A 24456-nucleotide genomic window follows, 5' to 3' on the forward strand; every position below is an offset into this window, starting at 1 on the left:
TAGGCGAATTAATTAAAAAGCCCTGGGTTATCCCTGAGCAGCAGTTCGCCAACATAGTTTGAGCCTGAAACGTTCAGATGATTTTTATCACGAAACAAAAGTCTTCCATTTAAGGTCATACTGCAGCGCTTGCTATCGCAGAAATATTGATTGATAGGTACGTATTTTATCCGTGGCTCTCTGCGAAGGACGTTAAGAAGCGTCCCCTCATAAGCATCAAATTCTCTCTTAGCCTCAGATATGGGTACAGAGCAGGCATGTTTTTGAACTCGGGCTTTAATCAAGCACTTCTTAGGCTCAACAGGAAACCTAGGAGTATCATCGACTAAATAGACATCTTTGCCATTGGCTAGCAATTTCTGTACGGACGCAAGAACCTCTTTCTCCAAACTAGAGTTTTTAGAGATTTGATCCATTCGCTTAATCCAATGCACAGCGATCATAACCTTTTTCGGAGACCCCGGACGCTCAAGAAACTCGTAAATCTCTTTGAAGTCGGTATTGCCTACGAATGGCGCGCTGGCCTTGATATAATAAGCAACGTTAAGATCTGGGAGTGAATTTGCTATACCATTAAACAAATGCTCAGCGTGACTATCGCCAATTATGGCGAGATCGACATTTGGACCTGGCTTAGACTGCATACACCGTATGCGCCCATCGTAAGTGAGCGCTGTCTCTCTAATGCTCGCCTCAGAGCACACCTGATAGTTGCCTGCGAGATAGTCGAAAAACTTCTTTTGACCGTACTCAGCAGCAATTTCGTTCGGGCCTTTTATCTCTACAGCGGCGCCCTTATAGACAAGGTAGCCGCTGCATCCGATAACCAATACAAGCGCGGCAAGACCTTTAGGTACAATGCTACGCTGTGAAAACCTTATAGGTTTTTCAACGAACTTATACGTTAACCACGCAAGGAGAATGGCTGCGAGCACAGCATAACGGCGGTACTCTGCGCTAGGAAACTCCCCCTTCAGAATTGTGGCAAGCGAAATCAGAGGCCAATGCCAAAGATATAATGGAAAGCTAATCAGACCAATCCATACAGCAAACCGGTTCGCAAGCACCAAACGCGTAACCATGGAACCTTCAGCCGGACCGATCAACAACAACGACGCTGCCACGGGCACCGCTGCCAACATACCGGGAAACGGTTTACTCGCATCGATTATCGCAAATCCACCCGCCAGTAGCATAAGAGCGCCAATCGCGCTTATTTCCGAAATCCATTGAGGCCGTGCCGCTCGGCTGACCCTACGGTGAATATGCAAATAGGAAAGAATACCGCCGAAAGCCAGCTCCCAAAAACGTGTCAGCGGCGAGTAAAACGCCTCAACGGGATCACTGGAAACTTTAGTCACGCACAAATAAAACGAAGCGATTGCCAGTGCCGGGATGACAATCAAAGAGGTTTTGCGAAACTTCCACCCCAACCACAGCACCAGCGGCCAGGCCAGATAAAACTGTTCTTCTACCCCCAAGCTCCACAAATGAAGAAGAGGCTTCAGCTCTGCAGCAGCGTCGAAATAGCCTGACTCGCTCCACAGCGTCAGGTTCGCCACGAACCCCGCTCCAGAGGCTACGTGCTTGCCGAGTTTCCGATATTCAGAATCGAATAAAAAGAACCAGCCAAACACTACACAAAACAATAATACAAGGGACAGGGCCGGGAAAATCCTCTTGGCCCGTCGCGCATAGAAGTCAAAAATATCAAGCCTTCCGCTGGCTAAATTCTTTAGCAGGATGCCCGTTATTAAATAACCAGAGATCACAAAAAAAACGTCAACCCCAATAAAACCACCGGGAATTAACGTGGGAAACGCGTGGTAGATCACAACAGCCATAACGGCCAGCGCCCGCATCCCGTCGATGTCAGGCCTATATTGTGGGTGTGAACTCATATCGCGCTAGTGCCTTCCATAGTGTTAAGCCAATCAAGGGACGGCCCCTGATCTGCATTCCGAGGGCGCGGAGTTTAACCTTGTGGGTTTTTCACATCAATCGGGCACGTCCATAGCAGCGAATTCCAGGAATGATTATGCTCATAGCGTGAATGGAGGAGACGTCCGCCCCTACAGTCGAACCAAGACCTGGAGGCTAGTCAAGACATTCCCCCGCCTGCCATACGGTACTGTTTCAGCAGATCCTCCAGGCGATGTTCGCGCTGCCCATAACCAGCGCCAGGCAGGCTAGCCCAGATGTTCCGACACTTCGTGATGGCCGTCTCGATACGGCCCGCAAGCACCTCAGGCAATGCCCGGCACTCACGAACGTGCTGCAGCGCCACAAGGTCCTGACTGATCGGACTGAAGTCCGGCAGCTTGAGCAGCGCCTTGTAATGCGGCCAGTCCTTCAGCATCTGCTGATAGCGGCCGGATGCGTTGGACGTGAGCCCCTTGCTATTGATGACCTTCGACGCGCGGCCCTTGGCGAACGGGTGATCCGTGAAGTCCTTGAACACCTCCGGCTTGCGGTCGATGCCGGTCACGATCACATCGTAGCCATCCATGGCCGTGACCGGGGACGTGCTGGTTCCCTCGCCCCAGGCGAGCATGTCGAGGAAGGCCAACGCGTTGCGACCGCCGGCTTGCGATTCGGAAATTCGGGCCATTGCTTTTCTCCGCGCTAAAAAAAACCGCTCAATGGCGGCTGATGCTTTCTTTTGATTTTCAAATGGGCTCAACCGGCCATTCGATGCTGGAAGGGTACCCGGACTGGTCCTGAATTCGGTTTACAGCAATGCGGTATTGCTTCCACTTTTTCAGAAGTGCAACTTCGGCAGATGTTGCCTCTTCAAGATCCACCGCATCCTGCAGCGGAGCGATCCTGATGGCTGCCACCTGGACATCTGGTTGTAGGCAATGGCGACGTTGGCTTGGCCTCCGTTGAGGCTGGATGAAGGCAGGTCAACGTAGCTGTCACCGTACGATCCGATGACCTTGTTGACCGGCGTGAAGATCGTGCTGAATGGCACCGTCTCACCAATGTCGAAGCCATCAATCTTGAATCCGACGTCTGCCGGGATCAGGTCGCCGGCGGCGTATTCCATCATCGCCTCCTTTATAAGCTGGTCAGCGTTGGGAGGAAGTGAACCGTCATTGACGACATGGATGACCGCGATCATGTCCACGTAGATTGGCCGACTTGCTCTGATCAGTTTCTTGTTGGTCGGGTACTTGGGCGATGTGACCTCTACCTCGAACGGCGTGCCGGCTTGGTACAGCGAGGCGCCCGGGTTCTTCTTCAGGTAAATCGCCATAGCCACGTCATCATCAGTGCCGCCGTCGATGATTGGTGCGATGGAGTGCCGTGGCAGTCCATATGGGTTGTCCGCAGAAACCGCGCTGACGTTGGTGTCGTTTTCATACACCTTGACCCGGCGCACGCCATCCACGCCGAACAGCTCGCCGATCATAGAGTCGATCTGGTTGTTCCCTGGCTTGCCCACCGCCGTCGCGCGGGTGACGCGTAGCTGTTCATCGCGCTGACCGTCAGTGCCTGGTGTTGCCGGAGTGGCGTTTGTAACGCTTGCCAGGCCTGCCACCACGTCCACGATGCGGGTAATAGTGCCGGCGTCAGCCTGGGTAGGCCCGACGACTGTGCAAGTCGCATTGACGGTCGCCGACCCCAGGGAGTCAGCTGTCACGGTTTGGTCAGTCGTCCAGCGGCTGCCGGTGGTGACCGACTCGAAACGGTTGCCTGCCTGAATTGGCGTGCCTGGAGTCGCGGTGAGGGTCAGCTGAACGCTCGAACGCGAACCGCCTGAACGAATGGTGCCAGTCAGCGAGCAAACAATGTCCAGGTCGTTGCCCTTTGCTGGCGTAGCCGTAGGACGTTCCGCCTGGGTGCTTGATGTCGGCGCCGAACTCGTTGATCGCGCCCAGGCTGGCCATGGTCAGGTCGCCCGATTCAACGTCGCCGGCCTCTTCATGAATGCCGACGGTGACGACCTTGTTCGACTTCAGCGCGTTCAGCTCTTTCGCCAGCTCGTCCTGCAGATCCTGAAAGCCCTGGATGTCGAGAGTGATCATCTAAACCGCCTTGGCACCCATTCCGGCGCGCTTCTTGAGCTTGTAGAACTGCTGGCCGTAGTTGGTGTAGGTCAGCCAGTCGGTGCCCGCATCCATCATCTGCGGCACTCGGTAGGCGATCGATTCATCGCCGACCGACTTCTGGGCCACGTTGAGGCGGGCCTCGGAGTTGGGCGTGCCGTTGGCGCCGAGCGTGGCAAAGTTGGTCGCCAGCCAATGCGCCGCGAAGTACTGCATGCCGCGCCACTTGAAGTTGTCGCAGGTCAGCTCGAGGGCGCCCCAACGGGTTGAGCCTGTCTCGGTGCCGGCCTCGCAAAGGGCCTCAACGATGTATTCGTCGGGCCACTTAACTGGGTCTTCGAATACCTTAAACACTGGATTGCTGCGGAAAGCCGCAATCATCTCGGGGGTGATTAACATGGGCTCTCCAGCTATGAATGATTGGGCGCTAGCAAAGTACTGAAGTCATTCCTGATCGGCATCGGCTATGACACGAAGGCGCTGGAGGCGGGTGACAAGAAGATTGGCGCCAGCCTCAATGGGATCAAGTCTAACGCCTTGGGCATCTCGGCGGCCCTCGTCGGGGCCTTCGGCGCGGGCGCCAGCGCCATCGTTGGCGTGGCCAACCGCGTAGACAAGCTGGCAATGTCCACGCAGAACCTGCGAACCTCACAGGCGGCCGTGTACAACTACGGCAATGCCCTGAAGCTGATGGGTGGGGATGCGGCGGATGCTGTCGAGACCCTCGCGCACTTCGAAGAGATCCAGAACAACCTGCGCCTGAAGGGGGATGCCGGACCAATCAGTGACCTGGCCACCGCCGGCATTGATGTCAGTTCGTTGTACCAGACGAATACTGGCGAGGAATTCATGCGCGCGCTCGCAGACATGATCCCCAAGCTGGATGAGGGTCAGCGCGCCCAGGTTCAAAGCTCGCTTGGCCTCTCGGACGGTGTGTTCCGGTCTTTGGCGGGCGGCGTGGAGCAGCTAGACGAAACCATGAAGCGCGCCAATGCGCTGACTGGCAGTGTCGACCAACTCACCGAGAACAGCCGAAAGCTTGCCGACAAAGCGCGAGAAAACGCACTGGATAACCTTCATGAAGCAACCCTAACCCACCTTCTGCCGCCCAGCGCGGCAAGGAAACCAAATGACGAACAATTCAGCGCGGCCCGGAATGGGCTGCGGGAGATAGCCATGGGTGCTCAACAGCTGATCCCTCGATTCATCAGAGCAAAGGAAGCACCTGGATACCTGGGCATGTGCCGGGCAATTTTCGAGGAGACAGTCAGGCCCTTCGTCAGCGAATTCCCCATTGGGGGCCGCGGCGTCGGCTTCGATCGGCAGGAGCTGGACGACTGGGCCACGGCATACGTCGAGGCAAAGGCGATTGATAAAAAAGGCGCAACGGAGCAACAATCGCCCCGCAGCGAGCGCCAGGAAGGAGATAAATCATGGCGCGAAAATCGATCACAGGCCTATCCCAAAGGAAAGGTATCTGGCATATCGACAAGAAAATCAACGGAGAACGACTTTACGAAAGCACTGGAACTGGTGACCGGGAAGAAGCGGAACGCTACCTGATCTACAGGCTGGAGCAGATCCGGCAACAGAAGGTGTATGGAGTAAAGAAGGTGAGGATCTGGCGGGAGGCGGCAACTCGTTTCCTACTGGAGTTCAAAGACCAGCCGTCAATCAAGCTTTCTGCCCACCACCTTTCACAGCTGGACCCATTCATTGGCGACATGCCGCTGACCCACATTGATGACCAGGCCTTGGTGCCATTCATCAAAGACAGGTTGGCGACCAAGAAGCTGGAAGGCGGGAAGGTAAAGAAGGGTGTCAGCAACAGAACGGTGAATATCTCGATCGAGCGTGTGGTTCGGGTTTTGTCTTTGTGTGCCAGGAAGTGGCGAGACGATGAGCGCAGGCCGTGGCTGGATAGCGTGCCGATGCTCACAAAGCTGGAAGAGAAGAAGTCGAGCCGCAAGCCGTACCCGATGTCATGGCCGGAGCAGTCGATTCTTTTCGGGGAGTTGCCGGCTCACCTGCAAACGATGGCGCTGTTCAAGGTGAACACCGGCACACGGGAGCAGGAAGTCTGCAAGCTGAGGTGGGATTGGGAGATCGTTGTGCCAGAACTGGGCACGAGCGTGTTTCTGATACCAGCCGACTTTGGCGGTCGGCATGAGCGCTCAGGCGTGAAGAACGGTGACGAGCGGCTGGTGGTGCTGAACAGCGTGGCCAGGTCGATCATCGAGAAGCAGCGCGGCATCAGTAAGGAATGGGTTTTCCCATACAACGGCACCGCGATGCACCGCATGAACGACTCGGCCTGGAAGAAGGCGCGGGTGAGAGCGGCGAAACTCTGGCAGGAGGAAAACCTTCGCCCCGCTCACCCTGGGTATGCATCCATCAGGATCCATGACCTAAAGCACACGTTTGGCCGTCGGCTGCGCGCAGCAGGCGTAACCGAGGAAGACCGCAAGGCCCTTTTGGGGCACAAGAACGGCAGCATCACCAGTCACTACTCGGGCGCTGAGCTCGGGCATCTGATTGAAGCTGCGAACATGGTATCAGCAACCGATTCTCGCGGACCGGTCCTGACAATTTTGAAGAGGAAGCAGGCGTGAGAAAACGACAAGTCACGCAAATGTCACGCACATGAAAAAGGCCAATGCTGTGAACATTGGCCTAAGTCATTGAGATATATGGTCGGGACGGAGTGATTCGAACACTCGACCCCTAGCACCCCATGCTAGTGCGCTACCGGACTGCGCTACGCCCCGACTAGGCGTGTTACTGGGTTTGCTTCGCAACGAAGCGATCAGGAATATACCGCAAGCTTTTGAAATGTGGAAGTATTTTAAAAGCCTGTATCACTTCTTCAAAACCACCAGCACATCTTCGAGTTCGGAGATCATTTGGCGGATCAGTTGCTTGTATTGGGTGGTGTCGTCTTTGGCTTCATCACCCGACATGCGCTGACGCGCACCGCTGATGGTGAACCCCTGGTCGTACAGCAACGCGCGGATCTGTCGGATCATCAGCACATCCTGGCGCTGATAATACCGACGGTTCCCGGTGCGTTTGACGGGGTTGAGTTGAGGAAACTCCTGCTCCCAATAGCGCAGCACGTGCGGCTTTACCGCACAGAGCTCGCTGACTTCACCAATGGTGAAGTAGCGTTTGCCTGGGATAGTGCGCTACCGGACTGCGCTACGCCCCGACTAGGCGTGTTACTGGGTTTGCTTCGCAACGAAGCGATCAGGAATATACCGCAAGCTTTTGAAATGTGGAAGTATTTTAAAAGCCTGTATCACTTCTTCAAAACCACCAGCACATCTTCGAGTTCGGAGATCATTTGGCGGATCAGTTGCTTGTATTGGGTGGTGTCGTCTTTGGCTTCATCACCCGACATGCGCTGACGCGCACCGCTGATGGTGAACCCCTGGTCGTACAGCAACGCGCGGATCTGTCGGATCATCAGCACATCCTGGCGCTGATAATACCGACGGTTCCCGGTGCGTTTGACGGGGTTGAGTTGAGGAAACTCCTGCTCCCAATAGCGCAGCACGTGCGGCTTTACCGCACAGAGCTCGCTGACTTCACCAATGGTGAAGTAGCGTTTGCCTGGGATGACGGGTAGCTCGTCGTTATGACTTGGTTCCAGCATAAGCCTCAACTCGGGCCTTCAACTTCTGCCCTGGACGAAAGGTGACCACACGGCGAGCCGTGATCGGGATTTCTTCTCCCGTTTTTGGATTGCGGCCAGGCCGCTGGCGTTTGTCCCGCAGGTCAAAATTGCCGAAACCGGACAATTTGACCTGTTCGTTGTCTTCCAGAGCGTGTCTGATCTCTTCAAAAAAAAGCTCGACCAATTCCTTGGCCTCGCGCTTGTTCAGACCCAGCTCTTCGTACAGACGTTCCGCCATCTCAGCTTTCGTCAAAGCCCCCATACGTCACTTCCTTAACGTGGCGTTCAACCTTTGTTCGAGCGAGGTGAGGATATTTTGTGTCGTGGTATTCACCTCATCGTCATTAAGAGTGCGCGATGGATGCTGCCAGGTCAAGCCAACTGCAAGGCTTTTTCTATGCGGATCAATGCCTTTACCCTGATAAACGTCAAATAGCCTGAGGTCTGTCAGCCATTCCCCTGCATTTTCACGGATTACATCCAGAACGGCAGTGGCAGCGACGTCACGATCGGCAATCAGTGCCAAGTCACGACGCACTTCAGGGAAGCGCGACAACTCGCTGAATTTAGGCATCTTGCCCGAAGCGACTTCAGCCAGGACCAGCTCAAACACGAAGACCGGACGGTCAAGACCGAGGGTTTTCGACAGCTCCGGGTGGATCGCGCCGACGAAGCCCACCAGGCGACCTTCGCGCTCGATACGCGCGGTTTGGCCCGGGTGCAACGCAGGGTGGCTGCCGGGCACGAAGGTGAAGTCGTCCAGTGCGCCAGCGAAGCCCAGTACTGCTTCCACGTCGGCTTTGACGTCGAAGAAGTCCACTGCATCACGGCCCTGCGCCCAGCCTTCCGGCAGGCGGCTACCGCAGACCACACCAGCCAGCATCGGCTCTTGCTTGAGGCCATCCAGCTGACCGACAAAACGCAGGCCGCTTTCGAACATGCGCACGCGGTCTTGCTGACGGTTCAGGTTGTGGGACAGCGCTTTCACCAAACCTGGCCACAGAGACGAACGCATGGCCGCCATGTCGTTGGAGATAGGATTGGCCAACAGCAGCGGCTCGACGCCCGGGTTGAATAGTTCGAACTGCTTGGGATCGATGAAGCTGTAGGTCACCGCTTCCTGGTAACCACGCGCAACCAGCAGGCGACGCAGCTCAGGCAGGTGCGCACGCGCCTCAGCCTTGGGTTGCGGTGCCAGGCGCGCTTGCGGGTAACGAACCGGCAAGCGGTTGTAGCCGTACAAGCGAGCCAATTCTTCGATCAGGTCGACTTCCAGGCTGATATCGAAGCGATGGCTTGGCACTTCAACTTGCCACTGCCCTTCCCCACCCGCAGAAATGCCGAGGCCCAGGGCTGACAACAATTGCTCGATTTCTGCCGGCGCAATCACCAGGCCGAGCATTTGCTCAACGCTTTTGGCGCGCAAGGTAATCGGTGCAACCGACGGCAGGTACTGCTCGCTGACGACTTCAGTGATCGGGCCAGCCTCGCCACCGGTGATTTCCAGCAGCAGGCCAGTGGCGCGCTCCATGGCTTCACGGGCGAGCTGCCAGTCCACACCACGCTCGTAGCGATGCGATGCATCGGTGTGCAGGCCATAGGAACGGGCCTTGCCGGCGATAGCGATCTGGTCGAAGAACGCGCTTTCAAGGAACACGTCACGCGTGGTTGCGGACACGCCGCTGTGCTCGCCACCCATCACGCCGGCAATCGCCAGGGCGCGGGAGTGGTCGGCGATGACCAGGGTGTCGGCACGCAGGCTGACTTCCTGGCCATCGAGCAGCACCAGCTTCTCGCCTGCTTCGGCCATACGCACGCGGATACCGCCATTGATTTCGGCGAGATCGAACGCGTGCAGCGGTTGGCCCAGCTCCAGCATCACGTAGTTGGTGATGTCGACAGCCGCGTCGATGCTGCGCACGTCGGCGCGACGCAGGCGCTCGACCATCCACAGCGGGGTCGGCTTGGACAGGTCTACGTGACGGATGACACGGCCCAGGTAACGTGGGCAAGCGTTTGGCGCGAGCACGTCGATAGAGCGCACTTCATCATGCACCGCCGGCACAGTGGCAACCACTGGACGGGTGACGGGGGCGTTGTACAACGCGCCCACTTCACGGGCCAGGCCGGCCAGGGACAGGCAGTCGCCACGGTTCGGGGTCAGGTCGACCTCGATGCTGGCATCTTCGAGTTCCAGGTAGACACGGATGTCCTGACCCACGGGCGCGTCGGCCGGCAGTTCCATCAGGCCATCATTGCCTTCACCCACCTGCAGCTCAGCCTGGGAGCACAGCATGCCGTTGGACTCAACGCCACGCAGCTTGGCCTTCTTGATCTTGAAGTCGCCCGGCAGCTCGGCGCCGATCATGGCGAACGGAATCTTCAGGCCCGGGCGCACGTTTGGCGCTCCGCACACGACCTGGAAGGTTTCCGTACCACTACTGACCTGGCACACACGCAATTTGTCGGCGTCCGGGTGCTGCTCGGTGCTCAGCACCTCGCCCACCACTACACCGCTGAAAACACCGGCGGCCGGCGTAACGCTATCGACCTCAAGACCGGCCATCGACAGACGAGCAACCAGCTCGTCACGACCTACCTGCGGGCTAACCCAGCCACGCAGCCATTGTTCACTGAATTTCATCCTGCTCTCCTAAAGATTCGTTACGACTAGCGAAATTGCGCGAGGAACCGCAAGTCGTTGTCGAAGAACAGACGCAAGTCATTTACGCCGTAACGCAGCATGGCCAGACGCTCGACGCCCATGCCGAAGGCAAAGCCGGAGAACTCTTCCGGGTCGATCCCGGACATGCGCAGCACGTTAGGGTGAACCATGCCGCAGCCCATCACTTCCAGCCAACCGGTCTGCTTGCAGACGCGACAGCCTTTGCCGCTGCACATCACGCATTCCATGTCGACTTCAGCGGATGGCTCGGTGAACGGGAAGAACGATGGACGGAACCGCACCGCCAGCTCTTTCTCGAAGAACACGCGAAGGAACTCTTCGATGGTGCCCTTGAGGTCGGCGAAGTTGATATCGCGATCAACCAGCAGGCCTTCGACCTGGTGGAACATCGGCGAATGGGTGATATCCGAGTCGCTACGGTACACACGGCCTGGGCAGACGATGCGGATCGGCGGCTTGGTCGCTTCCATGGTGCGGACCTGTACCGGCGAGGTATGGGTGCGCAACAACATGTTCGCGTTGAAATAGAAGGTGTCGTGCATCGACCGGGCCGGGTGATGGCCTGGGATGTTGAGCGCCTCGAAGTTGTGATAGTCGTCTTCGACCTCAGGGCCCTCGGCAATGCCGTAGCCGATATGGGTGAAGAACTGTTCGATACGTTCCAGAGTCCGGGTGATCGGATGCAGACCGCCCGAGGCCTGGCCACGGCCAGGCAAGGTAACGTCAATGGACTCGGCGGCGAGCTTGGCCGCAAGGTCGGCCTCCTCGAGCGACGCCTTGCGCGCATTGAGCACCTCTGTGACGCGCTCCTTGGCAACGTTGATCAGCGCACCGACTTGCGGACGCTCTTCTGCCGGCAAATTCCCCAGGGTCTTCATCACCTGAGTCAATTCACCCTTTTTGCCAAGGTAGTGAACCCGGATTTGCTCCAGGGCATTGATATCTTCAGCGCTTTGCACAGCCTCAAGGGCTTGAGCGACGAGCGCGTCGAGGTTTTCCATGTACAGACTCCAGATACAAAATAGGGGAAGAGCTTGAAGGCTCTTCCCCTATTTATGACGTTTACCACCTTGGGCTGCAGGAGCAACCCAGGGTGACTGTCGGGGGTACTTAAGCCAAGGTGGCTTTAGCTTTCTCGACAATCGCAGCAAACACCGCTTTATCGTTCACGGCCAGTTCAGCCAGAACCTTACGGTCGATTTCGATGGACGCTTTTTTCAGGCCAGCGATGAAACGGCTGTAGGACAGACCGTTAACACGTGCACCAGCGTTGATACGAGCGATCCACAGAGCGCGGAACTGACGTTTTTTCTGACGACGGTCACGGTAGGCGTATTGGCCTGCCTTGATTACCGCTTGCTTGGCAACACGGAATACGCGTGAACGCGCGCCGTAGTAGCCTTTAGCAAGTTTCAGAATTTTTTTGTGACGTTTACGGGCAATGACGCCACGCTTTACACGAGCCATGAGTTACTTCCTCTAGTCTTGATCCAAAAATTAACGAAGGCGCAGCATGCGCTCGACTTTTGCCACGTCAGACGGATGCAGCAAGCTGCTACCGCGCAGTTGACGCTTACGCTTGGTCGACATTTTGGTCAGGATGTGGCTCTTGAAAGCGTGCTTGTGCTTGATACCGTTAGCAGTTTTCAGAAACCGCTTAGCAGCACCACTTTTAGTCTTCATCTTTGGCATGTTCGGATACTCCGCATTCAGTTGATAAACATAATCAGAAGGCCTGCCGTGCCCTGTTGATTACTTCTTCTTTTTCGGGGCGATGACCATGATCAGCTGGCGTCCTTCCATCTTAGGATGCTGTTCGACCGAACCGTACTCGAGCAGGTCAGCTTCAACCCGCTTGAGGAGTTCCATCCCCAGCTCCTGGTGGGCCATCTCACGGCCGCGGAATCGCAAGGATACCTTGGCCCTGTCCCCATCACTCAGGAAACGTACCAGGTTGCGCAGTTTTACCTGGTAATCCCCTTCCTCCGTCCCTGGACGAAACTTGATTTCTTTTACTTGAATCTGCTTCTGGTTCTTCTTCGCTGCGGCAACCTGCTTCTTCTTCTCGAAGATCGACTTGCCGTAGTCCATCACCCGGCAAACGGGTGGGATTGCATCGGCGGAAATTTCCACCAGGTCCAATTTGGACTCTTCAGCAATACGAAGCGCTTCATCAATCGAGACGATGCCAATCTGCTCGCCGTCAGCGCCAATTAACCGAACCTCGCGTGCCGAGATATTCTCGTTGATCGGGGCTTTCGGTGCAGCTCGTTTATCTTGTCTCATTTCACGCTTAATAATAATTACTCCGAATCTGGGCGACCACGCCGGGAAACCGCTTGCGCGAGGAACTCAGCGAACTGGGCGACGGGCATCGAGCCCAGGTCAGCACCTTCACGAGTACGCACAGCGACAGTCTGCATCTCGACTTCCCGATCTCCGATAACCAAAAGATAGGGAACCTTGAGCAAAGTATGCTCGCGGATTTTAAAGCCGATCTTTTCATTTCTCAAGTCGGACTTGGCACGAAATCCGCTTTCGTTGAGAGTTTTTTCAACTTCAGCGGCAAAATCGGCCTGTTTATCAGTGATATTCATGATCACTGCCTGGGTCGGAGCCAGCCACGCAGGGAATGCACCCTCGTAGTGCTCGATCAGGATCCCGACGAACCGTTCGAACGAGCCGAGGATCGCCCGGTGCAGCATAACCGGGTGTTTACGGCTGTTGTCTTCGGAGACGTATTCGGCTCCCAGACGGATCGGCAGGTTAAAATCGAGCTGCAAGGTACCACATTGCCAGACACGGCCAAGGCAATCTTTCAGCGAGAATTCGATTTTAGGCCCGTAGAAGGCGCCCTCACCCGGCTGCAGATCGTACGCAAGCCCCGCGCTGTCTAGCGCAGCGGCCAGTGCCGCCTCGGCGCGATCCCACAGCTCGTCGGAACCAACGCGTTTTTCCGGACGAGTGGACAGCTTCATTTCGACTTCGGTAAAGCCGAAATCGCGGTAAACGTCCATGGTCAGCTTGATGAACGCGGCAGACTCGGCCTGCATCTGCTCTTCGGTGCAGAAGATATGGGCGTCGTCCTGAGTGAAGCCGCGCACACGCATGATGCCGTGCAGCGCACCCGAGGGCTCGTTACGGTGGCAAGCACCGAACTCGGCCAGGCGCATCGGCAACTCGCGGTAGCTTTTCAGGCCCTGATTGAACACCTGCACGTGGCACGGGCAGTTCATCGGCTTGATCGCGTAGTCGCGGTTTTCCGACTGCGTGGTGAACATGTTGTCGGCATAGTTGGCCCAGTGCCCGGATTTCTCCCACAGGCTGCGGTCAACCACCTGCGGAGTTTTGATCTCCAGGTAGCCGTTGTCGCGCTGAACCTTGCGCATGTACTGCTCGAGCACCTGGTACAGGGTCCAGCCGTTCGGGTGCCAGAACACCATGCCCGGCGCTTCTTCCTGAAGGTGGAACAGGTTCAGGCGTTTGCCGATCTTGCGATGATCGCGCTTTTCGGCTTCTTCGATGCGCTGGATGTAGGCCGCCAGTTGCTTCTTGTCAGCCCAGGCAGTGCCGTAGATCCGCTGCAGTTGCTCGTTCTTCGCATCGCCGCGCCAGTAGGCACCGGACAGCTTGGTCAGCTTGAACGACTTGAGGAAGCGCGTGTTGGGCACGTGCGGGCCACGGCACATGTCGACGTATTCTTCGTGGTAGTACAGGCCCATGGCCTGCTCGTCCGGCATGTCTTCTACCAAACGCAGCTTGTAGTCTTCGCCACGGGCAGTGAACACGTCGATCACTTCAGCGCGCGGCGTGACTTTCTTGATCACGTCGTAATCTTTCTCGATCAACGCATGCATGCGCTGCTCGATGGCGGCCAGGTCGTCGGGAGTGAAAGGACGCTCATAGGCGATGTCGTAATAGAAGCCTTCGTCGATGACCGGGCCGATGACCATTTTCGCGGTTGGGTACAGCTGCTTGACCGCATGGCCAATCAGGTGGGCGCAAGAGTGGCGAATGATCTCCAGCCCCTCTTGATCCTTGGGCGTGATGATTTGCAGGCTGGCATCGGCGGTGATCAGGTCGCTGGCGTCGACCAGCTTGCCGTCGACCTTGCCGGCCACGGTGGCCTTGGCCAGACCTGCACCAATGGATGCGGCGACCTCGGCTACGGAAACCGAATGATCGAAGGAACGTTGACTGCCGTCGGGAAGAGTAATAGTTGGCATGGCGCCTCCTCTCCTAGTGGTGACCCCTACCAAAGGTCACGTGGGTTGGGATGAGCCAGTACAAGATCCAACACCAGGCCGTTCAGTGATGAACGCCTGCCTTACAGCGGCAGGAGCCTTTCGGCCAACCGATAATCGAACCAGAGTGACTGGAGTGAGCTAAAAAGAAACATGGCAAGGCGGCAATTGGCGCGCCTGGAATTGGCCAAGCGCAAGATGCTAGCACAGATGAACGGTCATCGCGGCGTCGCTGTCTTGCGCAAAGACAAATTCCGGCCTTTATAGCTGCAAAAGTGAACTTGAGCTGTACGCCATGCATCAAACCCCCTGAGAATCGCCGTTCGTCCTCGACCCAAAGGAGCATCCCATGATGCGTTTTACTTCGACCCTCGCTCTCGCCGCTACCCTGAGCCTCCTTTCCCTCGGCGCGCAGGCTGCAGCCCCGTCCAACTGGCCAGCCGGTGCCCGTGACAGCTTCGTCAGCGACTGCAGTGCAGCTGCCAGCCAGAACGTGGACGCCAAAACTGCCAAAGCCCATTGCGAATGTGGCGCGGACAAGATCAACGCAGAACTGACCACTGCCGAGATCAAGGAACTCATGACCAATCCGAACGCCAGCGCGCCACTTAAAAACAAAGCGGTCGCGGCTATTTCGTCTTGCAAAGTCGTGAAGAAAAAGTAAGAACGCCGACAGATCTGACGGTCGTTTTGCTGGAAAAACAGCCTGAAAATTGCCATTTCTCACAAATTACGCAGCTTTTACGGCTTTTTTTACCAGCTGATATTTCGAGCCAAAGCCCCGTAGATCGGGGCTTTCAGCCGAACCAGGCACTAAACGCAACGCTATTGATTAGCAAACAGTGCCTTGGGGGGGCTCCCAAGTCGAACATTTCGACTATGATAGCCCGGTGTGCCCAGTTGGCCTGAGCAGCACAGCACTACTGAAAATATATGTTTCTTGGAGATACACCATGTCTAATCGCCAAACCGGCACCGTTAAATGGTTCAACGATGAAAAAGGCTTCGGCTTCATCACTCCTCAAGGTGGCGGTGACGACCTGTTCGTACACTTCAAAGCTATCGAAAGCGACGGTTTCAAAAGCCTGAAAGAAGGCCAAACCGTTTCCTTCGTGGCTGAGAAAGGCCAAAAGGGTATGCAAGCTGCACAGGTTCGCGGCGAGTAATTCTCCGCTGAGCTAAAAAAAACCCCGTCCATGTGACGGGGTTTTTTATGCGCGCTACAAAAGCTCGGCGACGATCAGCCGCAGTTGACCCGTGTGATCACCAGGTTGTCATCGGTGTTCAGGTTCAGGCGATCAGAGCGGTATTCCAGGGTAATCATATCGTTGGGCTTGAGGATTCGTGCGTTCTGCGCACCCGCACGCGTACGGGCCTGCTCCAGCAACTGGGGCGAGGCTTTCTGGCCGATTGTGAATTCGGCGGCCTTCGACTCACAGCGGCTATGACCAGTGTCGGCCACGGCGGCGTCTTTGGCTGGCTCAGAGGCACCCGGGGTGCTGCAACCCGCCAACGCGAGTGCTGCCAACAAGGTACCGAATGATGCGAGCTTCCAAGGCATGAAGCCTCCTATGATAAAAAATGGACAGAGATCGTGCGACAGCGATGGAGCGGATTGGTTTCAAGACGTAAACCGCCGCGTGGCAAGTCTGCCTGACTCTCGGCGGGCATTCGCCCGGTCAATCGTGACCAGATATGAACGCGCTCAGTAAACGTCAATGTAATCAAATGGCGGCTTTGGCCAGTTCTGCTTCAGTGCGTTGAAAATCTGCATGACCCAGACTTCATCACTGGCGGCTACGTTTCCTACATAACCCGAGCCTTTGGCCCACGTCTCGAGACGAAACAGCAGCCCTTCTATATCTACACCCCCCACTGCTGCGTCGCAGGAGATATAGGCGATTCCGCCCTTGGTTACACGCAGTTGGGTGTGTTCGTCGTCACTGGCACTGGCAATCAATTGGCGCACGGCCGCCAGGGTCAGGCTCTCGGGGTTGTTCAAGTCGATCTGCACGCGGTGGTCCCCGGCAATTAAACAGGCAGACAGTGTCGCACAGCACCTGCTTCATGCCTAAGTAGCAGTGCCAAACGCCGCGCAAAATGCTTAACTGCGCTCGTTAGAACCGCATTCCAGCGCATTGCCCAGTATTTTCAGCCCGTGAGACACCCATGACCACCGTAACGCTCCAAGCCGACATCAAAGCCAAGTGGCCCCAAGGGCAAAGCTCCTACAGCCCCGGAAGCCCTGAAGAGTTGGCGATCATCGGTATCGACCTGCTAGTGAAGGAACTGGGCACCCAAGCGGCACAAGCGTTCATCGGGCAGGTATTCGAAAAATACCCGGCCGATCATCCGGGGGCACAAGACCCCGGACGCGATTAAGAACCGGCCGGCGAACGCCAACCGGCAAGCATTTTACTTCAAGCGTGCCAGGCGCTCGGTCAGCAGATCGAAAAAGCCCTGGGCGTCGCCGTTCTCAACCCAGAAGGCATTCTTAGGTTGTTTCAGGCCATCGTACCAATCGACGATGGTCTGGCCGAAAGTCGGGCCCTCGCGGCTGTCTACCACCACGTTGACCTCACGACCACTGAACAGCGAAGGCTTGAGCAGGTAAGCAACAACGGTGGCGTCGTGCACCGGGCCGCCCGGAATGCCGTAGTGCTCCATATCACCCTTGACGTATTCATTGAGAATATCGCCGACGACCTTGCTCGCGTTGTTCTTGATGTCGGCAATCTGCTTCAAGCGCGCTTCGCTGGTCAGGACCTTGTGGGTCACGTCCAACGGCAGGTAGGTCAGCTTGACGCCACTCTTGAGCACGATCTCTGCCGCGATCGGGTCCGCGAACAGGTTGAACTCAGCCACTGGCGTGATATTGCCGCCATTGAAGTGCGCGCCGCCCATCACCACCACTTCCTTGATGCCCTGGGTGATTTCCGGTGCCTGGGTCAGCGCCAGCGCCAGGTTGGTCTGCGGGCCGAGCATGGCAATAGTGATGCTGTGAGGCTTGGCGGTGCTCAAGGTGTTGACCAGGTAGTCCACGGCATTACCGTCTGCCAGGCCCTGTTTCGGCTCGTGCACCGTAACGCCGGAAATGCCCTCCTTGCCATGGATGTTCTCGGCATAGATCGGCGTGCGCAGCATTGGCTTAGGCGCACCGGCATACACCGGAATGTCCTCGCGCCCCGCCCACTCGCGGGCCAGGCGTGCATTGCGGGAGGTTTTGTCGAGGCGCACGTTGCCGGCGACAGTGGTCAGCGCACGGATATTCAACTCTTCCGGCGAGGCCATGGCGAACAGCAAGGCCACCACATCGTCGGCCCCGGGATCGGTGTCGATGATCAGGTCGATTTTTTCCGCCGCGTGGGCGCTTGCAGCAGTGAGTGCAGACAAAAGCAGAACACTCCGAAACAGGTTTTGCAGGGTTGGAAGACTACGTTGCATCAAACGGTGCATAAAACACTCCTTGTCGTTGGGACACTTTAGAAGGTTACGCCGGACACCAGCGCGATATTGCAATATGGCTGGCATTCGCCCGTGCGCACCACGGCGCGCGCCGTGCGGCTGAGCTGCTTGAATGCTTCATGGCTGACCAGGCGGCGCTCACCCAGCGCCGCCTGCTCTGTGAGCGTATTGAGTTCGCTCAGGGCGGGCGGCTGCTTGAGCAGGATCTCTTCGGCCAGCACATGGCTTTCGACCTGCATTTCGCTGAGCACAATGCGCAGGGTGCTGATGAAATCCGGAATGCCCTGGGTCAATGCCAAGTCGATCAGCTCGACGCCCGGCGGGACCGGCAAACCCGCGTCGCCGATCACCAGAATGTCACCGTGGCCCAGGGAAGCGATCACGCGCGACAGGGCGATATTGAGCAATGGGGTCTTTTTCATGAGGGCACAAAACCTTGTACGTCGTGCAGCGTAGGGATGGAGGGTTGAGCGCCGGCACGGGTGACCGACAGCGCCGCGGCCACCTGGCCGAAACGGATGGCCTCGGCTTCGCTGCTGCCATTGGCCAGGGCGGCCGCAAAGCCGCCGACAAACGTATCGCCAGCCGCCGTGGTATCCACTGCCTTGACCTTGGGCGCGACCAAGTGCTCAAACAGCTGGCCGTCGCAAAACAGTGCGCCTTGCGCGCCCAGGGTGATGATGACTTTGCCTGCACCGGCCTGAATCAACTGCGTCGCCGCGCGCTTGGCGCTGTCGAGGGAGTCGACCGTCACGCCGGTCAGTGCAGTGGCTTCACTTTCGTTGGGGATCAGGTAATCGATCGAGGCGTACCACTCGGCCGGTAACGGCGCGCTGGCTGGCGCCGGGTTAAGAATGACCGTCTTGCCCAACTCGCGACCACGCTTGAGGGCGTGGCCCACCGTGGCCATCGGCACTTCCAACTGGCAGACAATCACTTGGGCCGCCTGCAACACGCCATCAAAGGCCTGCAGCGCGGCAGGGGTCAGCTCGCCGTTACTGCCGGCGACAATCACAATTGCGTTCTGGCTGCTGTCATCCACCACGATCAACGCCACGCCGCTGGAGCCGTCCACGGTGCTGACCGCCTGGCAATCGATGCCTTCCACCTGCAATGCGTCACGAAGCTGGGTGCCGTACGCATCGCTGCCGACGCAGCCGATCATCGCCACATCCGCCCCCAGCCGCGCGGATGCCACGGCCTGGTTGGCGCCCTTGCCACCGGGCACGGTGGAGAACGTCTGGCCGATCAGGGTTTCACCGGCGCGCGGCAAGCGGCTGGCGCGGGTGACCAGGTCCATGTTCAAGCTGCCTATTACCACTACTTTTGCTGGCATACATCAGTACTCATCAATTCGGTTCAGCGGTATTGCGCGAATACACCGGCGACGGGCGCCGTCGACTCACGCAACACAATGCTCGGCGTCACGATGCGTTGATCGATCGGCAGTTGGGGGCTAGCAATTCGTCGCAATAAAAGCTCGGCCGCCGTCTCACCCAGTTGCAGGATCGACTGCCCGACCGTAGTCAGCGCCGGGTAGACATAGCGGCTCATTTGAATGTCATCGAAACCGACCACCGACAGCTCGCCCGGCACTCGGATATTGCGCTCGGCAGCCGCGCGCAATACGCCGAAACCGATCATGTCGTTGCTGGCAAAAATCGCGCTGGGCGGGTTCTGCGCCAGCAACTGCACGGCAGCAGCATAACCGCCGGTGCTGGTGAAGTCGCTTTCCTGGGTGCGATTGGCCGCCACCTCTACACCCGCCTCACGCAGCGCGCGGTGATAGCCCGCCAGGCGCATTTGCGCCACGCGGGTATGGCTCGGGCCGCCAATACAGGCGATGTCGCGATGGCCCAGCTCAAGCAGGTGCCGGGTCGCCAGGTAGGCGCCCTGCTCGTGATCAATGCGCACCAGGTCGACATCAATGCCGTCCAGCGCCCGGTCGACGATCACCATGGGTGTGCGCACCGCACTCAAGCCGGCGGCCAGGCCACTGTCGTCGCCGCCCACCGAGGTCACGATCAAGCCGTCGATGCGCTTCTCCAGCAGCACGCGCAAATAGCTGCGTTGCTTTTCAGCGTTGTCATCGGAGTTGCAGAGGATCACGCAGTAGCCGTTACGCTCGCAATAATCCTCGATGCCCCTGGCCAGCTCCGCGAAATACGGGTTGAGGCTGTTGGGCACCAGCAGGCCGATGGTGGCCGTGGTCTTGGCCTTGAGCGAGCGCGCGACGGCGCTGGGCACGTAGTCGAGCTGCTTGATCGCCGCTTCGACCTTGATCCGTACCGGCTCGCTCACCGGGCGCGTCTTGTTCACCACGTGGGACACCGTGGTGTAGGAAATACCTGCAAGCGCTGCCACATCCTTGATCGTTGCCATGGTTCAGCCCCGCCGACTGGCGCGCTGGCTGCGGTAGGTATCCAGGACCACGGCAATCACGATCACGGCACCGGTGATGATGCGCTTGGTGGGCTCCGTGGCACCGATCTGCGCCAGACCGGCGGCCAGTACCGAAATAATCAACACACCGAAGAACGTGCTGATCACCGAACCGCGCCCCCCCATCAGGCTAGTGCCGCCGATCACCACGGCCGCAATCACTTGCAGCTCCAGGCCGGAGCCGGCATTCGGGTCTGCCGCTTCCAGGCGCGAGATCTGGAACAGTGCCGCCACGCCGGCCAACAGGCCCATCAGGCTGAACACCAGGATCTTGTAGGGCTTGGGGTTGATCCCGGCCAGGCGCACGGCTTCCTCGTTGGTGCCGATGCCGATCAGGTAACGGCCGAACACCGTGCGAGTCAGTACCAACTGAGCCGCGATGATCACCAGCAAGGCAATGATGAACGACGGCGAAATGCCGAATGCAATCGGGTTGGACAGCCAGGCAAATGAATCGCCGATGTACGCCGTGCGCGAGCCGGTCATCTGGTACGCCACGCCACGGGCCATTTCCAGCACGCCGAGCGACACGATAAACGACGGAATCCGCCAGGCCACGGTGATCGAACCGGTGATCGTGCCCGCCAATGCGGCGCAGCCCATACCCAACAACGCTGCGGGCAAGACGCTCCAACCCCAGCCGAGGATCGCCACACTGACGGCGGAGGCCGCCAATGCCAGCACCGACCCCACCGACAGGTCGATACCGCCGATGATCAGGATGAACGTCATGCCCACCGCCAGCACCATCAGGTCCGGGATCTGGTTGGCCAGGGTGCTGAACGTGTCATAGGACAGGAAGTGATCGCTGAGCACCGAGAACAGCGCGATCATCGCCAGCAATGCACCCGCCAGGCCCAGGTAGGTGCCCAGGCCGTAGAAGTTGCCGCCAGTTTTACCGGGGGAAGTTGTTGTTTTCATGGGGTATCCCTAAGCACTGCGTCATTGAGCAGCGCATCACGTTTCTGATAGCCGGCAAAGGCGGCGGCAAGCAATTGGTCCTGGGTCCAGCTGTCGCGCTCGAACGTGTCGATCAGGCGCCCGGCAGAGAGCACGCCGATGCGGTCGCAGATCAACATGAGCTCACGCAGGTCGCTGGACACCACCACCAGCGCTTTGCCCTGGCGGGTCAATTCGCCGAGCAGGGTATAAATGTCGAACTTGGCACCCACGTCGATGCCCCGGGTCGGCTCGTCGAACAGCATCACCGAGCAATCGCGCTCCAGCCAGCGGCCAATCACCACCTTCTGCTGGTTGCCGCCCGACAGCTCGGACACCAATTGCGCCGGGCTGGAACTGCGGATGCGCATGGCGTCGATCTGACGTTTGGCCAAGGCAGTTTCATCACGACTGTTAACCACTCCACCGCCGGAGATTTCCGGCATGTTGCCCAGGGCGATATTGGCGCTGATCGACTGAGTCAGCAGCAGGCCTTCGCCCTTGCGATCTTCAGTGATCAAGGCGATGCCGTGACCCACCGCGTCCACCGGCGAGCGAATGCTCACCACCTGGGCCGGCGAGCCCAGGGCCACGGTGCCGCTGTCGGCCAGGTCGGCGCCGAAGATCAGGCGCAACAATTCGGTGCGGCCTGCGCCGATCAGACCGGAAATGCCATAGATCTCACCGGCACGCACTTCGAATGACACGTCGCGGACTTTGTCCGAGCGGGTCAGGCCTTTAACCGTCAAGGCCGGGCCGCCGATGGTGCGCGGGCCCAGGTCGATGTGTTCGCCCAGCTCGCGACCGACCATCAAGGTCACCAGTTGCTCGCTGTTGTAATTGGCCATCGGCTCGACGCAGACCAGCTTGCCGTCACGCAGTACCGCAATGCGCTGGGCGACGCGGGCCAGCTCTTCGAGCCGGTGCGAAATATAAATGATCGCCACGCCCCGGGCCTGCAGACGGGTGATTTGTTCAAACAGCATTTCGACTTCACGGGCGGTCAGCATCGCCGTGGGTTCGTCGAGAATCAGCACGTGACAATCGCCGATCAGGTTGCGGGCGATCTCGACCATTTGCTGGTGCCCGATACCCAGGCTGCCGACCAGGGTGTCCGGGTCGATGGCGTCGAGCCCGACCTGGGCCATGGCCTCGATCGCAGCCTTGCGCAACTGCTTGCGGCTGATCCAGCCGCAGTTGCTGGGCAGGTTGTCGAGGAACAGGTTTTCGGCCACGGTCAGCGTCGGCAGCAGGTTCAGTTCCTGCATGACCATGCGCACGCCCAGCTGTTCGGCCTGGGTGCGACTGCCAGGGCGGTAGTCCTGACCATTGAATTGCATATGCCCGGTAGTCGGCGTGACCAGCCCGCCGATGATCTTCGACAAGGTACTTTTGCCGGCACCGTTTTCGCCAGTCAGCGCCAACACTTCCCCGCGATTGAGCGTCAGGGTGATGTCGGACAGAACCGGTTGGGCATAGGTCTTACCGATACCGCTGACCGAGAGGACAGCGTTCGGGGCGGAAGATGACATAGGAAAATCTCCAGGCGCCCGCTCAGGACGAGCGGGCGCTGTTGGGTGCTGCCAGGATTACTTCTTGATGACGAGTTCGACCGGCGTTTCGATCACGCCGTCTTTAGAGTCGACTTTCTCACCCTTGACCAGCTTTAGCGCGTTCTGGATACCGAACACCGCTTGCTGGGCCGCCGCCTGGTCGGCTGTCGCCAGGACACGGCCATCCTTCAACATAGGCTTGATGGCTTCGATGTTGTCGTAGCCCACTACCAGGACCTTGCCGGCCTTGCCCGCCGCACGCACGGCGGAGACGGCGCCCAGGGCCATGTTGTCGTTACCGGCCAACAATGCCTTGAGGTCCGGGTGCTCACTCAACATGGCGGATGCGACTTTCTGGCCCTGGTCGATTTCCCAGTTGCCGGATTGAGTAGAGACGATCTTCATGCCGGCCGCGTCCATCGCATCCTTGAAGCCTGCGGTGCGCTGTTGGGCGTTGGTGGTGGTCGGCACGCCTTCGATGATGCCAACCTTGTCACCCGACGCCAATTGCTTGGCCAGGTAGTCGCCCACCAGCTTGGAGCCTTTGCGGTTGTCCGGACCTACGAAGGGGATGTCGAGGTTTTTGCTTTTCAGCACGTCAGGGTCGAGGCGGTTATCGATGTTGACGACTTTGATGCCGGCATCGGAAGCCTTCTTGAGCACGCTGGCGAGTGCTTTGGAGTCGGCAGGTGCGATGACGATCGCATCGACCTTGGAGTTGATCATCTGATTGACGATGCCGATCTGCGCGCTGGTATCGGTTTCGTTCTTGATGCCGTTGGAGATCAACTTGAATTCGGTTGGGTGCGCTTTCTGGTAGTCCTTCGCACCGTCGGTCATGGTGACGAAAAACTCATTGGCAAGGGACTTCATGACCAAGCCGACAGTAGGCGTTTTGGCAGCGTCATCAGCGAATGCAGAAGAGAGAGGTAAAGCGGCGGATGCGGCAGCAAGCACAGCGACAGCAAGAAGACGTCCAGCAAATGGCAGCTTCATGGGTTCACTCCGATCTTATGATTATTGTGAGCAACGCTTGCGCTCGTGAAACATCTCGCAAACGTTTGCGTTATTCAAACTATGAGAACCTTGTCGAGATTTGTCAACGGTAGAAAACAGCCTTTCATCCAAGCCCGGCTGCCCTCCCTGCCCCAGCGCAATGCGCCGACGTGATTAAACATCGCCCTCCCCCAGCCGTTCTCTAAAACGATAGGCTGTGAAGCTCCGCCACAGGCGCTCCACGAGAATCCCGTAAGAGTTTTCGGACAACCGAACGAAAAACTACTCATTGTTCGGAAAGCCGGACAAGCACCCTCGGAAACCGTTTATTTGCATATTTAAATTTGTTTTAAATCAATAGCTTAATTCGTAAACGCGAGAACCCTGAGTTTGGTACAAATCC

At 57.9% G+C, this 24456-nt stretch carries 29 protein-coding genes and 1 tRNA gene; 5 read left to right on the plus strand and 25 right to left on the minus strand.

What is annotated here, in order from left to right; genetic code table 11:
• Positions 1-8: 8 nt before the first annotated feature.
• The 6 genes from GIW02_RS14990 to GIW02_RS15015 all read right to left on the minus strand — a co-directional run bounded on the left by GIW02_RS14990 (position 9) and on the right by GIW02_RS15015 (position 4451).
• Positions 9-1901, minus strand: a complete 1893-nt coding sequence (locus GIW02_RS14990) for an acyltransferase family protein (protein WP_236469831.1) — start codon at positions 1899-1901, stop codon at positions 9-11.
• Positions 1902-2101: 200 nt separating this feature from the next.
• Positions 2102-2611: a glycoside hydrolase family 24 protein gene (locus GIW02_RS14995; protein WP_236411105.1), complete on the minus strand. Its 510-nt coding sequence runs from the start codon at positions 2609-2611 to the stop codon at positions 2102-2104.
• Positions 2612-2669: 58 nt separating this feature from the next.
• A complete protein-coding gene (locus GIW02_RS15000; RefSeq protein ID WP_456362086.1) occupies positions 2670-2840 on the minus strand; it encodes a tail fiber assembly protein in 171 nt (56 codons plus the stop codon).
• Entirely contained in the window at positions 2762-3772 is a 1011-nt protein-coding gene (locus GIW02_RS15005) for a baseplate J/gp47 family protein (protein ID WP_236411158.1), read from the minus strand. Before GIW02_RS15005 ends, GIW02_RS15000 begins: the two co-directional genes overlap by 79 nt.
• The gene (locus GIW02_RS27310; RefSeq protein ID WP_236411107.1) at positions 3654-4031 is read right to left on the minus strand and encodes a hypothetical protein; all 378 of its coding nucleotides are present in this window, start codon (positions 4029-4031) and stop codon (positions 3654-3656) included. Before GIW02_RS27310 ends, GIW02_RS15005 begins: the two co-directional genes overlap by 119 nt.
• Positions 4032-4451: a DUF4054 domain-containing protein gene (locus GIW02_RS15015; protein ID WP_236411108.1), complete on the minus strand. Its 420-nt coding sequence runs from the start codon at positions 4449-4451 to the stop codon at positions 4032-4034.
• A gap of 21 nt (positions 4452-4472) precedes the next feature.
• Between GIW02_RS15015 and GIW02_RS27315 the strand changes: the two genes are divergently transcribed.
• Positions 4473-5615: a helix-turn-helix transcriptional regulator gene (locus GIW02_RS27315; RefSeq protein ID WP_456361603.1), complete on the plus strand. Its 1143-nt coding sequence runs from the start codon at positions 4473-4475 to the stop codon at positions 5613-5615.
• Positions 5501-6664, plus strand: coding sequence for a tyrosine-type recombinase/integrase (locus GIW02_RS15025; protein ID WP_236411160.1), 1164 nt, complete (start codon positions 5501-5503; stop codon positions 6662-6664). The genes GIW02_RS27315 and GIW02_RS15025 overlap by 115 nt, the downstream gene beginning before the upstream one ends.
• A 79-nt stretch (positions 6665-6743) precedes the next feature.
• Here GIW02_RS15025 and GIW02_RS15030 read toward each other — a convergent pair.
• From GIW02_RS15030 to thrS, 10 genes are all read right to left on the minus strand, one after another.
• Positions 6744-6820, minus strand: a tRNA-Pro gene (locus GIW02_RS15030).
• 90 nt (positions 6821-6910) lie between these two features.
• Complete coding sequence (locus GIW02_RS15035; RefSeq protein ID WP_236411161.1) at positions 6911-7231, minus strand: MerR family transcriptional regulator; 321 nt, start codon at positions 7229-7231, stop codon at positions 6911-6913.
• Positions 7232-7350: 119 nt separating this feature from the next.
• The gene (locus tag GIW02_RS15040) at positions 7351-7707 is read right to left on the minus strand and encodes a MerR family transcriptional regulator (RefSeq protein WP_003174972.1); all 357 of its coding nucleotides are present in this window, start codon (positions 7705-7707) and stop codon (positions 7351-7353) included.
• Positions 7688-7990 carry an integration host factor subunit alpha gene (ihfA, locus tag GIW02_RS15045; protein ID WP_002553164.1) on the minus strand — a complete coding sequence of 101 codons (303 nt, stop codon included), beginning with the start codon at positions 7988-7990 and terminating at the stop codon, positions 7688-7690. Before ihfA ends, GIW02_RS15040 begins: the two co-directional genes overlap by 20 nt.
• Before the next feature lie 3 nt (positions 7991-7993).
• Positions 7994-10372, minus strand: a complete 2379-nt coding sequence (gene pheT, locus GIW02_RS15050) for a phenylalanine--tRNA ligase subunit beta (protein ID WP_236411111.1) — start codon at positions 10370-10372, stop codon at positions 7994-7996.
• Between the two features lie 26 nt (positions 10373-10398).
• Positions 10399-11415, minus strand: a complete 1017-nt coding sequence (gene pheS / locus GIW02_RS15055; RefSeq protein ID WP_094952229.1) for a phenylalanine--tRNA ligase subunit alpha — start codon at positions 11413-11415, stop codon at positions 10399-10401.
• A 109-nt stretch (positions 11416-11524) separates the two neighbouring features.
• Positions 11525-11881 (minus strand): 50S ribosomal protein L20, encoded by a 357-nt coding sequence (gene rplT / locus GIW02_RS15060; protein ID WP_053257052.1) that lies wholly within the window; start codon positions 11879-11881, stop codon positions 11525-11527.
• 30 nt (positions 11882-11911) lie between these two features.
• A complete protein-coding gene (rpmI, locus tag GIW02_RS15065; protein WP_002553160.1) occupies positions 11912-12106 on the minus strand; it encodes a 50S ribosomal protein L35 in 195 nt (64 codons plus the stop codon).
• Between the two features lie 60 nt (positions 12107-12166).
• A complete protein-coding gene (gene infC, locus GIW02_RS15070) occupies positions 12167-12718 on the minus strand; it encodes a translation initiation factor IF-3 (protein WP_015884933.1) in 552 nt (183 codons plus the stop codon).
• Entirely contained in the window at positions 12718-14640 is a 1923-nt protein-coding gene (gene thrS, locus GIW02_RS15075) for a threonine--tRNA ligase (RefSeq protein WP_236411112.1), read from the minus strand. Before thrS ends, infC begins: the two co-directional genes overlap by 1 nt.
• Positions 14641-15007: 367 nt before the next feature.
• Between thrS and GIW02_RS15080 the strand changes: the two genes are divergently transcribed.
• Together GIW02_RS15080 and GIW02_RS15085 are read left to right on the plus strand one after the other, a co-directional pair.
• Entirely contained in the window at positions 15008-15322 is a 315-nt protein-coding gene (locus GIW02_RS15080; RefSeq protein WP_236411113.1) for a hypothetical protein, read from the plus strand.
• Positions 15323-15611: 289 nt separating this feature from the next.
• Entirely contained in the window at positions 15612-15824 is a 213-nt protein-coding gene (locus GIW02_RS15085) for a cold-shock protein (protein ID WP_003234260.1), read from the plus strand.
• A 74-nt stretch (positions 15825-15898) separates the two neighbouring features.
• Here GIW02_RS15085 and GIW02_RS15090 read toward each other — a convergent pair whose 3' ends face one another.
• Together GIW02_RS15090 and GIW02_RS15095 are read right to left on the minus strand one after the other, a co-directional pair.
• Positions 15899-16219 (minus strand): I78 family peptidase inhibitor, encoded by a 321-nt coding sequence (locus GIW02_RS15090; RefSeq protein ID WP_015884936.1) that lies wholly within the window; start codon positions 16217-16219, stop codon positions 15899-15901.
• A 144-nt stretch (positions 16220-16363) separates the two neighbouring features.
• Positions 16364-16672, minus strand: a complete 309-nt coding sequence (locus tag GIW02_RS15095) for a hypothetical protein (RefSeq protein ID WP_236411114.1) — start codon at positions 16670-16672, stop codon at positions 16364-16366.
• A gap of 155 nt (positions 16673-16827) precedes the next feature.
• On the opposite strand from GIW02_RS15095, the gene GIW02_RS15100 reads away from it, so the two are divergent.
• Positions 16828-17040: a hypothetical protein gene (locus GIW02_RS15100; protein WP_236411116.1), complete on the plus strand. Its 213-nt coding sequence runs from the start codon at positions 16828-16830 to the stop codon at positions 17038-17040.
• 33 nt (positions 17041-17073) lie between these two features.
• On the opposite strand, the gene GIW02_RS15105 is transcribed toward GIW02_RS15100, so the two are convergent.
• Genes GIW02_RS15105 through GIW02_RS15135 form a run of 7 tightly spaced genes read right to left on the minus strand, consistent with a single transcriptional unit; the run spans position 17074 to position 24053 of the window.
• Entirely contained in the window at positions 17074-18102 is a 1029-nt protein-coding gene (locus tag GIW02_RS15105; protein ID WP_236411166.1) for a nucleoside hydrolase, read from the minus strand.
• Positions 18103-18140: 38 nt separating this feature from the next.
• Positions 18141-18545: a D-ribose pyranase gene (rbsD, locus tag GIW02_RS15110; protein WP_236411117.1), complete on the minus strand. Its 405-nt coding sequence runs from the start codon at positions 18543-18545 to the stop codon at positions 18141-18143.
• Positions 18542-19459, minus strand: coding sequence for a ribokinase (rbsK, locus tag GIW02_RS15115; RefSeq protein WP_236411120.1), 918 nt, complete (start codon positions 19457-19459; stop codon positions 18542-18544). Before rbsK ends, rbsD begins: the two co-directional genes overlap by 4 nt.
• 23 nt (positions 19460-19482) lie before the next feature.
• Positions 19483-20505: a LacI family DNA-binding transcriptional regulator gene (locus GIW02_RS15120; RefSeq protein ID WP_236411122.1), complete on the minus strand. Its 1023-nt coding sequence runs from the start codon at positions 20503-20505 to the stop codon at positions 19483-19485.
• A 3-nt stretch (positions 20506-20508) separates the two neighbouring features.
• Positions 20509-21486 carry an ABC transporter permease gene (locus tag GIW02_RS15125; RefSeq protein ID WP_016978155.1) on the minus strand — a complete coding sequence of 326 codons (978 nt, stop codon included), beginning with the start codon at positions 21484-21486 and terminating at the stop codon, positions 20509-20511.
• Positions 21483-23036, minus strand: coding sequence for a sugar ABC transporter ATP-binding protein (locus GIW02_RS15130; protein WP_236411124.1), 1554 nt, complete (start codon positions 23034-23036; stop codon positions 21483-21485). The genes GIW02_RS15125 and GIW02_RS15130 overlap by 4 nt, the downstream gene beginning before the upstream one ends.
• A gap of 57 nt (positions 23037-23093) precedes the next feature.
• Positions 23094-24053 carry a sugar ABC transporter substrate-binding protein gene (locus GIW02_RS15135; protein ID WP_236411126.1) on the minus strand — a complete coding sequence of 320 codons (960 nt, stop codon included), beginning with the start codon at positions 24051-24053 and terminating at the stop codon, positions 23094-23096.
• Positions 24054-24456: the final 403 nt, after the last annotated feature.

Origin of the sequence: Pseudomonas syringae, assembly GCF_021606685.1 — a bacterium.
In the GTDB taxonomy this organism is placed as follows: Bacteria; Pseudomonadota; Gammaproteobacteria; order Pseudomonadales; family Pseudomonadaceae; genus Aquipseudomonas; species Aquipseudomonas syringae_R.

Coding starts and splice junctions, on each gene's coding strand:
- GIW02_RS14990 (WP_236469831.1), bottom strand. CDS start 1,901: ATGAGTTCACACCCACAATATAGGCCTGACATCGACGGGATGCGGGCG.
- GIW02_RS14995 (WP_236411105.1), bottom strand. CDS start 2,611: ATGGCCCGAATTTCCGAATCGCAAGCCGGCGGTCGCAACGCGTTGGCC.
- GIW02_RS27310 (WP_236411107.1), bottom strand. CDS start 4,031: ATGATCACTCTCGACATCCAGGGCTTTCAGGATCTGCAGGACGAGCTG.
- GIW02_RS15015 (WP_236411108.1), bottom strand. CDS start 4,451: ATGTTAATCACCCCCGAGATGATTGCGGCTTTCCGCAGCAATCCAGTG.
- GIW02_RS15040 (WP_003174972.1), bottom strand. CDS start 7,707: ATGCTGGAACCAAGTCATAACGACGAGCTACCCGTCATCCCAGGCAAA.
- ihfA (WP_002553164.1), bottom strand. CDS start 7,990: ATGGGGGCTTTGACGAAAGCTGAGATGGCGGAACGTCTGTACGAAGAG.
- pheT (WP_236411111.1), bottom strand. CDS start 10,372: ATGAAATTCAGTGAACAATGGCTGCGTGGCTGGGTTAGCCCGCAGGTA.
- pheS (WP_094952229.1), bottom strand. CDS start 11,415: ATGGAAAACCTCGACGCGCTCGTCGCTCAAGCCCTTGAGGCTGTGCAA.
- rplT (WP_053257052.1), bottom strand. CDS start 11,881: ATGGCTCGTGTAAAGCGTGGCGTCATTGCCCGTAAACGTCACAAAAAA.
- rpmI (WP_002553160.1), bottom strand. CDS start 12,106: ATGCCAAAGATGAAGACTAAAAGTGGTGCTGCTAAGCGGTTTCTGAAA.
- thrS (WP_236411112.1), bottom strand. CDS start 14,640: ATGCCAACTATTACTCTTCCCGACGGCAGTCAACGTTCCTTCGATCAT.
- GIW02_RS15080 (WP_236411113.1), top strand. CDS start 15,008: ATGATGCGTTTTACTTCGACCCTCGCTCTCGCCGCTACCCTGAGCCTC.
- GIW02_RS15085 (WP_003234260.1), top strand. CDS start 15,612: ATGTCTAATCGCCAAACCGGCACCGTTAAATGGTTCAACGATGAAAAA.
- GIW02_RS15090 (WP_015884936.1), bottom strand. CDS start 16,219: ATGCCTTGGAAGCTCGCATCATTCGGTACCTTGTTGGCAGCACTCGCG.
- GIW02_RS15100 (WP_236411116.1), top strand. CDS start 16,828: ATGACCACCGTAACGCTCCAAGCCGACATCAAAGCCAAGTGGCCCCAA.
- GIW02_RS15105 (WP_236411166.1), bottom strand. CDS start 18,102: ATGCAACGTAGTCTTCCAACCCTGCAAAACCTGTTTCGGAGTGTTCTG.
- rbsD (WP_236411117.1), bottom strand. CDS start 18,545: ATGAAAAAGACCCCATTGCTCAATATCGCCCTGTCGCGCGTGATCGCT.
- rbsK (WP_236411120.1), bottom strand. CDS start 19,459: ATGCCAGCAAAAGTAGTGGTAATAGGCAGCTTGAACATGGACCTGGTC.
- GIW02_RS15120 (WP_236411122.1), bottom strand. CDS start 20,505: ATGGCAACGATCAAGGATGTGGCAGCGCTTGCAGGTATTTCCTACACC.
- GIW02_RS15125 (WP_016978155.1), bottom strand. CDS start 21,486: ATGAAAACAACAACTTCCCCCGGTAAAACTGGCGGCAACTTCTACGGC.
- GIW02_RS15130 (WP_236411124.1), bottom strand. CDS start 23,036: ATGTCATCTTCCGCCCCGAACGCTGTCCTCTCGGTCAGCGGTATCGGT.
- GIW02_RS15135 (WP_236411126.1), bottom strand. CDS start 24,053: ATGAAGCTGCCATTTGCTGGACGTCTTCTTGCTGTCGCTGTGCTTGCT.